General features: G+C 58.4%; 14 protein-coding genes. 3 read left to right on the forward strand and 11 right to left on the reverse strand.

Translation table 11 applies throughout. The annotated features are described in order from the left end of the window. Positions 1–3 precede the first annotated feature (3 nt). The 6 genes from IV91_RS0102275 to IV91_RS0102300 are packed head-to-tail and all read right to left on the reverse strand — an operon-like array spanning position 4 to position 4,431. Positions 4–615, reverse strand: a complete 612-nt coding sequence (locus IV91_RS0102275) for an alpha/beta hydrolase (protein WP_031595686.1) — start codon at positions 613–615, stop codon at positions 4–6. Further along, complete coding sequence (locus IV91_RS0102280) at positions 608–1,153, reverse strand: gamma carbonic anhydrase family protein (RefSeq protein ID WP_031595687.1); 546 nt, start codon at positions 1,151–1,153, stop codon at positions 608–610. The genes IV91_RS0102275 and IV91_RS0102280 overlap by 8 nt, the downstream gene beginning before the upstream one ends. A 38-nt stretch (positions 1,154–1,191) precedes the next feature. Beyond that, entirely contained in the window at positions 1,192–2,742 is a 1,551-nt protein-coding gene (ubiB, locus tag IV91_RS0102285) for a ubiquinone biosynthesis regulatory protein kinase UbiB (protein ID WP_035416993.1), read from the reverse strand. Continuing rightward, the gene (locus IV91_RS0102290; protein ID WP_051861884.1) at positions 2,742–3,320 is read right to left on the reverse strand and encodes a ubiquinone biosynthesis accessory factor UbiJ; all 579 of its coding nucleotides are present in this window, start codon (positions 3,318–3,320) and stop codon (positions 2,742–2,744) included. Before IV91_RS0102290 ends, ubiB begins: the two co-directional genes overlap by 1 nt. Further along, positions 3,317–4,048, reverse strand: coding sequence for a bifunctional demethylmenaquinone methyltransferase/2-methoxy-6-polyprenyl-1,4-benzoquinol methylase UbiE (gene ubiE / locus IV91_RS0102295; protein ID WP_031595693.1), 732 nt, complete (start codon positions 4,046–4,048; stop codon positions 3,317–3,319). The genes IV91_RS0102290 and ubiE overlap by 4 nt, the downstream gene beginning before the upstream one ends. A 5-nt stretch (positions 4,049–4,053) precedes the next feature. Beyond that, positions 4,054–4,431 (reverse strand): gamma-butyrobetaine hydroxylase family protein, encoded by a 378-nt coding sequence (locus IV91_RS0102300; RefSeq protein ID WP_031595695.1) that lies wholly within the window; start codon positions 4,429–4,431, stop codon positions 4,054–4,056. Positions 4,432–4,492: 61 nt separating this feature from the next. Here IV91_RS0102300 and IV91_RS0102305 point away from each other — a divergent pair, with 61 nt between their 5' ends. The 3 genes from IV91_RS0102305 to IV91_RS16610 are packed head-to-tail and all read left to right on the forward strand — an operon-like array spanning position 4,493 to position 6,548. After that, the gene (locus IV91_RS0102305; protein ID WP_031595696.1) at positions 4,493–5,167 is read left to right on the forward strand and encodes a YggS family pyridoxal phosphate-dependent enzyme; all 675 of its coding nucleotides are present in this window, start codon (positions 4,493–4,495) and stop codon (positions 5,165–5,167) included. A gap of 2 nt (positions 5,168–5,169) precedes the next feature. Beyond that, positions 5,170–5,973 (forward strand): pyrroline-5-carboxylate reductase, encoded by an 804-nt coding sequence (gene proC, locus IV91_RS0102310; RefSeq protein ID WP_031595698.1) that lies wholly within the window; start codon positions 5,170–5,172, stop codon positions 5,971–5,973. Beyond that, entirely contained in the window at positions 5,973–6,548 is a 576-nt protein-coding gene (locus tag IV91_RS16610; RefSeq protein ID WP_051861886.1) for a YggT family protein, read from the forward strand. The genes proC and IV91_RS16610 overlap by 1 nt, the downstream gene beginning before the upstream one ends. Here the strand turns inward: IV91_RS16610 and rng are convergent. Genes rng through IV91_RS0102340 form a run of 5 tightly spaced genes read right to left on the reverse strand, consistent with a single transcriptional unit; the run spans position 6,541 to position 10,762 of the window. Next, complete coding sequence (gene rng / locus IV91_RS0102320; RefSeq protein WP_031595701.1) at positions 6,541–7,995, reverse strand: ribonuclease G; 1,455 nt, start codon at positions 7,993–7,995, stop codon at positions 6,541–6,543. The two genes, IV91_RS16610 and rng, sit on opposite strands and share 8 nt — an antisense overlap. Positions 7,996–8,005: 10 nt before the next feature. Next, positions 8,006–8,476 (reverse strand): 23S rRNA (pseudouridine(1915)-N(3))-methyltransferase RlmH, encoded by a 471-nt coding sequence (gene rlmH, locus IV91_RS0102325; protein ID WP_031595703.1) that lies wholly within the window; start codon positions 8,474–8,476, stop codon positions 8,006–8,008. Next, a complete protein-coding gene (gene rsfS / locus IV91_RS0102330; protein WP_031595705.1) occupies positions 8,473–8,853 on the reverse strand; it encodes a ribosome silencing factor in 381 nt (126 codons plus the stop codon). The genes rlmH and rsfS overlap by 4 nt, the downstream gene beginning before the upstream one ends. Beyond that, complete coding sequence (gene nadD / locus IV91_RS0102335; RefSeq protein WP_160171515.1) at positions 8,850–9,491, reverse strand: nicotinate-nucleotide adenylyltransferase; 642 nt, start codon at positions 9,489–9,491, stop codon at positions 8,850–8,852. The genes rsfS and nadD overlap by 4 nt, the downstream gene beginning before the upstream one ends. A 5-nt stretch (positions 9,492–9,496) precedes the next feature. Then, the gene (locus tag IV91_RS0102340) at positions 9,497–10,762 is read right to left on the reverse strand and encodes a glutamate-5-semialdehyde dehydrogenase (protein ID WP_031595709.1); all 1,266 of its coding nucleotides are present in this window, start codon (positions 10,760–10,762) and stop codon (positions 9,497–9,499) included. Positions 10,763–11,033 lie beyond the last annotated feature (271 nt).

An 11,033-nucleotide genomic window follows, 5' to 3' on the forward strand; every position in this document is an offset into this window, starting at 1 on the left:
AGGTCAGGAACGACAGATCAGACTAACCCAGTTGCGCAACAGGATCAAGCGTTGATGAAAGAAATGGTCGGCGCCGGGAATCACCAGAACGGGGAGGTCCTGGGGTTCGGCCCAGTGCAGCACCTCCGCCAGAGGCACGGTGGTGTCTCGCTCTCCATGTACGACAAGGGTTTGGGGCGGAACGGTGCCCACGGGAAAATGACCCACCGCAGGGGCCACCAGAACCAGACGCTGGCAAGGCAGAGTGCGGGCAACTTCGCTCATGACGAAAGCCCCAAAAGAAAACCCGGCCAGAAGCAAGGGCTCACCCGCCGTTTCCTGCAGGGCCAGCGCATGAAGGGCCAGCCAGTCTTCGGTTTCGCCCTGTCCCTGGGTGAAGTTTCCGGTACTGTTGCCCACGCCCCGAAAGTTCATGCGCCAGGTGACGTAACCCAGACCGGTAAAGGCGCGGGCCAGAGTCTGGGTGACCTTGTTATTCAGGGTGCCGCCAAACAGTGGATGGGGGTGGGCCACCAGGGCCAAACCACGGGCAGAGCCTGGGGGACGATCGATGACGGTTTCCAGAAGGCCGGCGGGACCGGGGATCAAACGGGTTTCAGAGGAGAAATCACTCATGCTCAGGGGCGAGGGGGTCGGGAAGACGCACACAGGTGTTCCGGAACTGTTCGGCACGGTCCACGTACACATCGGCATTGTGTGCCAGTCCAGCAATCTCCTCCGCGTTCAGGGTGCGGATGACCCGTCCGGGACTCCCCACCACCAGGGAGTTATCGGGGATCTGCTTGCCCTCGGTGATCAGGGCATTGGCACCGATCAGGCAGTTCTTTCCAATGACGGCATGATTCAGAACCACCGCCCGGATTCCGATCAGCGAACCGGCACCCACCGTACAGCCATGCAGCACCGCCCCATGTCCGATACTGACATTTTCTGCCACGGTGAGGGGGGCCCCAGGGTCGGTATGGAGCAGTGCACCATCCTGCACATTACTGCGTCGTCCGATATGAATGGGTTCATTGTCGCCCCGCAGAACTGCCTGGCACCATACGCTGGCCTCAGCCTCCAGAAAGACTTTGCCGATGAGGGTGGCGCTTTCTTCAATAAAGGCTGAGGGAGAAACTTGAGGGGCATCTGAGCCCAGACGATAGCGCATAGTCGGTCATCCATGAGTTGAGAAGAAAAGAGTGGACACTAATTGGCCGGACCATCCATCCAGATCATCCAGGCCAGCGCCAGCAAAATTCCAAAAAGGATTCCCATTCCCGTGATCAGGAAGATCATCCAGCGCTGGGTTTGATGATGTTGCTGACGCAACCGCGCCACTTCCTCTGCCAGGGCGTTTTGTTGGACGTTTTCCTCGAGGGCGCGATGAATCAGACGGGGAAGTTGGGGGACCAGGGTGACCCATTGCCCGCCTTCCCGTTTGACGGCCTTGACCAGTCCCCGCCAGCCGACCTGTTCGCTCATCCAGCGTTCCAGAAAAGGTTTGGCGGTTTTCCACAGATCCAGTTCGGGGTCGAGATCCCGCCCCAGGCCTTCCACATTCAGCAGGGTTTTTTGCAGCAGGACCAGTTGGGGTTGAATTTCCATCTGAAAGCGGCGGGAAACCTGAAAGAGGCGCAACAGTACCTTGCCAAAGGAAATTTCGCGCAGGGGTTTGTCAAAAATGGGTTCGCACACCGAGCGAATGGCCGATTCGAACTCGTTGGAGCGGGTATGGGCGGGGACCCATCCGGCTTCGATATGGGCTTCTGCCACCCGTTGATAGTCCCGTTGAAAAAACGCCAGAAAATTTTGTGCCAGATAGCTTTTGTCTTCGGTGGTCAAGGTGCCGATGATGCCAAAATCCAGGCCGATGTAACGTCCGTCCTCGGCCACCTGGATATTGCCCGGATGCATGTCGGCATGAAAAAACCCATCCCGGAAAACCTGGGTAAAGAAGATTTCCACGCCATCCCGCGCCAACTTTGGAATATCCACGCCCTGTGCGCGCAGTCGATCCACTTGACTGATGGGCATGCCGAACATGCGTTCCATGACCATCACTCGGGTATCGCAGTAATCCCAGTAGACTTCGGGGATGATGAGCAGGCGCCGGTCGGAGAAATTGCGGCGCAACTGACTGGCGTTGGAAGCTTCCACCATCAGGTCCAACTCGTCGGACAGATGCTTGCGAAATTCGGCCACCACTTCCACCGGGCGCAGACGCCGGGCCTCCTTGAACCCGTATTCGAGCAGTCGGGCCAGGGTGAGCATGAGGGCGACGTCGCGCCGGATGATGCGGTCCACATCGGGGCGCAGAATTTTAACCGCTGCTTTTTTGCCGTCCTTGAGAATGGCAAAATGGACTTGGGCCACGGAAGCGCTGGCAATGGGTTCGACATCGAATTCGGCAAAGACCTGGGAGAGCGGGCGTCCATAGATCTTTTCCAGAATTCGGACGGCTTCTTCTCCGGGGAAGGGCGGCACCTGATCCTGAAGGCGGGCCAGTTCGTCGGCAATGTCTGTGGGGATCAGATCCCGTCGGGTGGAGAGGGCCTGACCGAATTTGACGAAAATGGGCCCCAGTCGTTCCAGGGCCAGACGCAGGCGCAGTGCGCGGGGCGTACTGAAACGGCGCCAGAACAGCAAGGCACGACTGAGACGGCGCAGGGGGCCCAAACGGTCATGGGCCAGTACCAGTTCGTCCAGGCCGTAGCGCAGGACGACATAAAGGATGAAGACAACCCGCCAGACCCGCATCAGAGCAGTTTGCCCAGACGTTGTTCCAGGTGTCCGAGGTCTTCATCCAACTGGTGGACTTGCCGGGCGAACCGTTGCGCCTGGGTCCGACTGGGAAGCAGATGAATTTCTTCTGTGGCGTATTCCTGAAGCATTCTCTGGGAACGGGACAGCGTTTCCCGTGCCCAGGCGCCACCCTGTTTCAAAAAAATGCCCAAACGATGAGCGACCCGGTCTCCCATCACCCGACTCAGCAATTCTTCCAGATCCGGACGGAAATGTTTGGCCAGAAACCCGATTTCGGTGGCCAGGGCGCTGTTCCCTGAAAGATGCAGGTGGTGGAGCGCTTCCTCCGGGCGCAGAAGCAGCAGAGGCAGCGCAGAGGGCGACAGGTCGAGGGTCAAGGCGGGGGCAGAGGGGCGTTCCTGGTTCAACACCAGGGAACCGCGTTCATCGATGGTAAAGAACAGGGGCCAGGTACCCACGTTCAGGATGAGGGTCTGTCCGGCAAAGGGGCGAAGCCGTTCCAGGGCCCAGGGCGCTGTATCCAACAGGGCATGAAGCCCCTTCGACAGGGTTTGAGCCGGATCTCGTATCACTCTTTGTACCCCCGGTGCAGTGCCACCACGCCGGCACTCAGATTGAACCATTCGACATTTTCGAAGCGCGCCTGATTCATCAGGGCGCCCAGGGTTTTCTGGTCTGGATGCATGCGGATGGATTCGGCCAGGTACTGGTAACTTTCCTCATCCTTGGCGATCCATCGTCCAATTTTGGGAATCACCTGAAAAGAGTAGAGGTCGTAGAGAGGCTTGAGCGGTTCCCAGATTTTGGAGAATTCCAGGATCAGGGCACAACCGCCAGGTTTCAGGACCCGGTACATTTCTTCGAGGGCCCGCTCCTTGTGGGTCATGTTACGTAGCCCGAAGGCCACGCTGACGCAATGGAAGTAACCGGAGGGAAAAGGCAACTGTTCCGCATCACATTGCAGGGTGGGGAGCAGAAATCCCTGGTCGAGGGCGCGGTCCCGTCCGCGGTTGAGCATGGCAGGGTTGATGTCGGTCATGACAACCAGCCCTTCCTTGCCCGTTTTTTTCGCAAAACCCCGGGCCAGATCGCCGCTGCCCGAGGCCAGATCGAGAACCCGGTATCCGGAACGAACGCCGGAGATCTGCAGGGTGAACTTCTTCCAGAGACGGTGCATGCCCGCCGACATGAGGTCGTTCATCACATCATAGCGGGAAGCCACCGAATCAAAAACCGCAGCGACCTTGGCGGCTTTTTCATCTTCTGCGACGGATTGGAAACCAAAGTGGGTATTCGTCATGATCGTCAGTGGGCATCGCGGCTGGCGCCGGCGGCTTCCATACGGTTGAGGTAATCGGCCCAGTATTCCTCCTGGTGAAGACCCAGATCGAGGAGATAGTCCCAGGAGTAGATGCCCGTGTTATGCCCGTCGGTAAAGTGTATCTGGATGGCATAGTGTCCCACCGGAAGGATTTCCTGGATACCCACCTGACGTTTTCCGGTTTGCAGGGTTTCCTGACCGGGGCCGTGGCCCCGCACTTCTGCCGAGGGAGAGCGCACCCGGAGAAATTCAATGGGAAAATGATATTGGTGACCATCACTGAAGGTGATATCAAGGACCCCCGAGATCTGCTGGAGGGTGATTTCCGTGGGCCAGGGAGTGTCTGGAGCCAAACCTGCCATAACCATTCTCCACAATAAAGGTTAAAATCTCAACCTGTGATGATACCCTAAATGGTTTGTAATGTTCGATGTCTCAAAATGGCAGCAAATCCGGACACTCCTCGCTTCCTTGACCCCGGCGCGGGAAATTCGCGTGATTGCGGTGAGCAAAGGGCAAGGGGTGGCCGAGATTCGTGCTGCTGCCGAGGCGGGGGTGCGTCTTTTCGGTGAAAGTTATGTTCAGGAGGCCCTCGAAAAGCAGGCGCAGGTGGGACGTACCGACCTCGAGTGGCACTTCATCGGGCGCATCCAGCGCAATAAAACCCGTCTCATTGCGGCCCATTTCCATTGGGTTCATGGTGTGACGGAAGAAGGCCAGGCTCGGCGCCTGTCCGAGATTCGGGCGGGAGAAGGTCAGACTCCCCTGTCTGTTTGTCTGCAGGTCAATATCAGCGGGGAAGCCAGCAAGGGGGGCGTCAGTCCGGCTCAACTCCCGGAATTGGCCGAGGCGGTGGCGCAGATGCCGGGCGTGATACTGCGCGGCCTGATGGCGCCGCCGGCCCCATTGCTGGGGGGGGATGAGGCGACTCGTCGTCACTTTGCGGCGCTGCGCCAGCAACTGGAATGGCTGCGTGCGGCGGGCCATGCCCTGGATACCCTGTCCATGGGGATGTCGGGAGATTATCCGCTGGCCCTGGAAGAAGGCGCTACACTATTGCGACTGGGAACGATTTTATTCGGACGGCGGGAGAATTGAAGATGAGTATTCTATTTGTGGGCGGGGGCAACATGGCGGCGGCTCTGATCGGGGGACTGGTGTCCCATGGTCAGGCGCTTTCCGATATCGCCGTGGTTGAAGTGAATGAGGTGACCGCCGCGCAGTTGGGTGCCCGCTGGGGAATCCGGGTGTATTCCACCGTACCGGCAGATCTGGGGGGGGCCAGCACGGTGGTACTGGCCATCAAGCCCCAGCAGATGACCGAACTTCTGGGACATTTCCCCACCCTGCCTGGCGCGACACTTCTGGTTAGTATCGTGGCGGGCTGGACGACCTCACGCCTCTGCGCCGGTCTGAAGGGACATCTCAATCTGGTGCGTGCCATGCCCAATACCCCGGCGTTGATTCAAGCCGGGGTAACCGGACTCTTTGCCCTTCCCGAGGTGTCCGAAGAGGATCGGGCGCGGGTCCAGGCCATGATGCATGCCGTGGGAAGTGTTCACTGGTTGACCAAGGAATCCCAGATGGATGCGGTGACGGCTTTGTCAGGCAGCGGTCCGGCCTATGTTTTTTATTTGATGGAAACCCTGCAACAGGCGGCGCTTGATTTGGAACTTCCGGCGGAAATGGGTCATGCCCTGGTACTGGAAATGGTGCGGGGCGCAGCGCTTCTGGCGTGTTCTGAAAAGGATGCACCCGCCCGGTTGCGTCAGCGTGTTACCTCTCCGGGGGGAACCACGGCAGCCGCGCTGCGGGTACTGGAGGAGGGGGCCTGGGCACAGGTTCTGAAACAGGCAGTACAAGCGGCGGCTCAGCGTTCGCGGGAACTGGAGGATGTGGTTTGATGATCGATTGGGGTAGGTCGCTGGTGGATCTGGTGGGCACTTTTCTTGCCAGCATGGCTGTATTGCGCTATTTATTGGAAGGGGTCGTGCCGAAACGTCCCAACCCGCTCATGAAACTGGCCGTGACCTTGACGGAGTTTGCCTTGCACTGGATTCGTCCGGTGTTAACTGCCTTGCCGGGGCGGGATCGATCCGCCCTGTTCTGGGCCTGGTTCCTGAACCTGATCGTGTTCCTTTCCCGCTTGAGTCTGCCTGCCCTTGGATTGGGCGGCGGCGGGGTGGGGCATTTTCTGCCCTGGGGCATGGCGCTGGCCCTGGTGGAAGTGGTGCGTCAGATTCTGTATGTCTGGATGGCCGCCGTGTTTTTGTTGGCGGTGCTGAGCTGGATCAATCCTTATAGCCCTTTGTTGGATGCCGTGGAGGGATTGGTCCACCCTTTTTTGAGGGTGTTGCGGCGGTTTATCCGACCCCTGGGGAGTATCGATCTGAGCCCCGTCATTCTGATGCTTTTCTTTCAGTTTTCCTTGACGATCGGGGTGGGGGCACTGGAAATGCTGGTGCAGCGCCTCATGTAAAGATGACGTCGTACTGCTCCTGATTGGGATCGTTGGAGGTCTGCAGGGTAATGGGTTTGCCAATGAAGTCGCTGACATTGGCCAGGGTCTGGGATTCCTCGTCCAGAAAAAGATCGGTGACCAGCGGGTGGGCGATGATGCGAAACTCCCGTGCGTCGTATTGGCGGGCAACGCGCACGATTTCGCGCAGGATTTCATAACACACGGTCTGGGGAGTCTTGAGTTGGGCGCTGCCTTTGCAACAAGGGCAGGGTTCGCACAGCACATGGGCCAAACTTTCACGCGTGCGTTTCCGGGTCAATTCGATCAGGCCCAGGGAAGTGAACCCGTTGACCGTGATGCGGGTGCGATCCCGTGCCAGGGCTTTGCGAAATTCCTCGAGAATGGTCTGTTGGTGTTCCTCCAGGTCCATGTCGATGAAATCGACGATGATGATTCCCCCCAGATTGCGCAGGCGCAGTTGACGGGCAACGGCATGAGCGGCTTCGAGGTTGGTCTTGAAAACGGTTTCATCGAAGTTACGGTGCCCCACGAAGCCTCCGGTATTGATGTCGATGGTGGTCATGGCTTCAGTTTGGTCGATGATCAGGTATCCGCCTGATTTCAGGTCGACCCGGCGTGACAGGGCTTTTTCGATTTCTTCTTCCACGCCGAAGAGATCAAAGAGCGGACGGGCTCCGCTGTAATGCTCCAGGAAGGGAAGTGCCTGAGGACAATAATGTTGGGCAAATTCCATTAATTTGGCATGATTTTCCCGGGAATCCACCATGATTCGGTCGGTATCCTCCATCACGAAGTCGCGGATGACCCGCTGTCCCAGGCTGAGATCCTGATACAGAAGATAGGGGGCCGTGGCTTGACGACAGGCTGCCTGCAATTCGGTCCAGAGCTGGGTCAGGTATTCCAGATCATGGCGAAGTTCCTTGTCGGAGGTGGATTCGGCCACGGTGCGGACGATGAATCCCCCTTGGGTACAGTGGGGAATCAGGTTTTGAACCCGTTCGCGCAGGGTTTGCCGTTCATCTTCACTTTCGATCCGTTGTGAAACGCCGATATGATTTTCCTGGGGGAGATAGACCAGATAACGGCCTGCGATGCTGATCTGGGTGGAGAGACGGGCACCTTTGGTGCCAATGGGGTCCTTGATGACCTGAACCAGCAGGGTTTGACCTTCGGAAAGGGTTTTTTCAATGGGGCGGGGAGGGTTGTCCGTATGACGGGGGGTCCAGATATCGCCGACATGGAGGAAAGCCGCCCGTTCCAGCCCCAGATCCACAAAGGCCGATTGCATGCCCGGCAGGATACGGGCCACCCGTCCCCAGTAGATATTTCCCACGATTCCCCGTGCCGAGGAGCGTTCGACATGAATTTCCTGGGGGACGCCCAACTCCATGATGGCGATGCGGGTTTCCTGCGGAGTGATATTGACCAGGATCTGATTATTCACAGGGTTATCCTCAACTGTCTCGATGATAAGGGTGCCCTTTCAGGATCATGACGGCACGGTAGAGTTGTTCCACCATCAAAACCCGTGCCAGACCATGGGGCAAGGTCATGCGCGAAAGCGCCAGAGGCGCGCGCGAGTGCTGAAAAATGCGGGGATGAAGACCATCGGCACTGCCGATCACAAAAGCCAGGGAGTCCCCGGTCTGCTGAGCCTGCTCCAGTTTTTTGGCCAGTTCCAGGGTGGTCCAGAGACTGCCCCGTTCATCCAGGGCATGAAAAGGGGTGCTGCCCAGGGTGGTCAGAAGATCATCGGCTTCACGGGTCAACAGTTGTTCGCGCGTGCGTCCGTCCTGACGGGGGGCTGCCCTCAGTTCCACCACGTCCAGGGAGAATTCACGGGGCATGCGTGCTGCGTAGGTCCGGGATGCCTCAGTGACCCAGGCAGGCATGCGCTGGCCCAGGGTGAGCAGACGCAATTTCAAGGAGCAAGGTCCTGGGCGATGAGCGATGCTGGCCTGAGGGGGCCTTTCCACAGGGAAGACAAGTCATAATAATCACGGATCATGGGTTGCATGAGGTGAACGATGATGGAGCCCAGATCCACCAGGATCCATTCCCCACTCTGTAGACCTTCCATGCTCAGAACTTTTCTGCCGGCGTTGCGAACCTCATCTGCTACATGGTGTGCCAGTGCGCGGGTCTGGCGGGTGGAATCGGCGCTGGCAATGACCAGGGTGTCAAACAGACTGGTCAGCGCACGAACATCCAAAACTTCGATATTCTTTGCTTTGATGTCTTCAAGGGCGTTCAGTACGGTGGGCAGGAGAGAATTTGGAACAGTAGACAGGGATGGGTTCATGGGAGGCGATATAAGTGGTGGGTTTCAATGTAATTCAACACGGGTGGGGGCAACAAACCCTCCAGCGAGGGGAGGGAATGGGCCAGAGCATGACGGATCTGGGTGGAGGAAATGGGAACGGGCGGCATTTCCAGGCGAATCATTCGTCCTCCAAGGGAATTCTGGAGGTCTGAAACACTGCTCTGCCGTGCATTCCAGGCTTCGCGCAGAGGGGGGGTAAAGTGTTCCACGGGCAGGTCAAATCCTGGACGGCACAGCACGGCCACATGGGCCAGATCCAGCACGCGCATCCACTCTTTCCAGGTGGGGAGGTTGAAGAAGGCGTCACTGCCCAGAATCAGACAAAAGGATTGATCGCTGCCATAGGATGCGCGCAATTCCTCAAGGGTGTCCAGGGTATAGGTGGGGGTGTGACGGCGAACCTCCCGTGCATCCACTTCGATGAAGGGCTGCTGGGCAATGGCCAACTCGGCCATGCGCAGACGGTCTTCGGCGGAAGCCCGCGGTTCTCGCTGCCAGGGAAACCCCGCAGGAATCAGCAGAACTTTGGCCAGATCCAGTTGGGAACGGGCAAATTGGGCCATGGCCAAGTGCCCATCATGGATCGGGTCGAAGGTCCCGCCCAGTACACCAATCATGGATTTCATCCGGTGCGTGTTTCCCCGTGTCCCAGCACGATATATTTCTGACTGGTCAATCCTTCCAGGCCAACGGGGCCCCGTGCATGCAATTTATCCGTGGAAATGCCGATTTCTGCCCCCAACCCGTATTCAAAGCCATCAGCAAAGCGGGTGGAAGCGTTGACCATGACGGAGCTGGAATCCACTTCGCGCAGGAAACGTTGGGCATGTTCCCAATGGTGGGTGAGAATGGCATCGGTATGCTGGGAGCCGTACCGGGCAATATGATCGAGGGCAGCGTCCAGATCGGGCACGACCCGAATGGACAGGATCGGGGCCAGGTACTCGGTGGACCAGTCTTCTTCCGTGGCGGGGATGGCTCCGGGAATCAGCGAGCAGGTCGCTTCATCCCCCCGCAGTTCCACGCCTTTGGCCTGATACAGGGCGGCCAGGGGGGGCAGGATGGAAGAGGCAATGTCCTGGTGCACCAAAAGGGTTTCCATGGTGTTGCAGGTGCCATAGCGTTGGGTCTTGGCATTGTCTGCCACGCGCAGGGCCATGGGAATGTCCACATCGGCATCGATGTAGGTATGACAGACGCCGTGCAGGTGTTTCAGCACCGGTACCCTGGCCAGGGCCGAAATGCGTTGGATCAGTCCCTTTCCTCCGCGCGGGACGACCACATCCACCCATTGGGTCAGAGTGACCAGAATGTCCACCGCCGCCCGGTCGGTCATGGGTAATACCTGAATCAGATCGGTGGGGAGTTGGGCGGATTCCAGACCTTCATGCAAAGCGCGGGCAATGGTCTGGTTGGAATGGTGCGCTTCAGACCCTCCCCGCAGGAGACAGGCATTGCCCGACTTGAGGCAAAGGCCGGCGGCATCGGCGGTGACATTGGGACGGGATTCATAGATGATGGCGATGACGCCGAGGGGGACCCGCATTTGCCCCACTTCGATGCCTGAGGGACGACGGGTCAACCCGTTAATTGCGCCCACCGGGTCAGGCAGGTCTGCAATCTGTTCTAGTCCGCTGGCCATGGCTTCGATGGATTTGGGGGTCAAGGTGAGGCGCTCGATGAAGGCTGCCTCCTGTCCGTGGGCACGGGCATGGGCCACGTCCTGCGCATTGGCTGTCAAGAGGTTTTCCTGATCTCGGCGCAGAATCCGGGCTGCTGCGCGCAGAGCCTGATTTTTTGCCGCAGTGCTGGCGCGTGCGCCCAAACGGGCGGCCTGGCGGGCCCGTTGCCCCAAAGCATCGAGTTGGGTGGAAAGTGCTGAGGTCATGAGCCGGTATACTCAAAAAAATGACATGGATTTTTACAATGCCATTATAAGAGGTTGCGGCACTTTCCGCCATTGTTGTGCCCGACCCCCCATCGTCGGGAATTGTGACTCCATCGAGTTCGTGCGGTTCTGGTCGGATCGAACCTTACCCGGACTGCGCGAAAAGCCCCGTCGTTCAGGGCGGGGATGAATAGCGCGGATGCCGAAGGCATCCATCTTCGTTTCCTATAGTGGCGTTTGCTGTTGCTCGATATATTGTTTGATGATGCCA

The organism is Ferrovum myxofaciens, assembly GCF_000735045.1.
In the GTDB taxonomy this organism is placed as follows: domain Bacteria; phylum Pseudomonadota; class Gammaproteobacteria; order Burkholderiales; family Ferrovaceae; genus Ferrovum; species Ferrovum myxofaciens.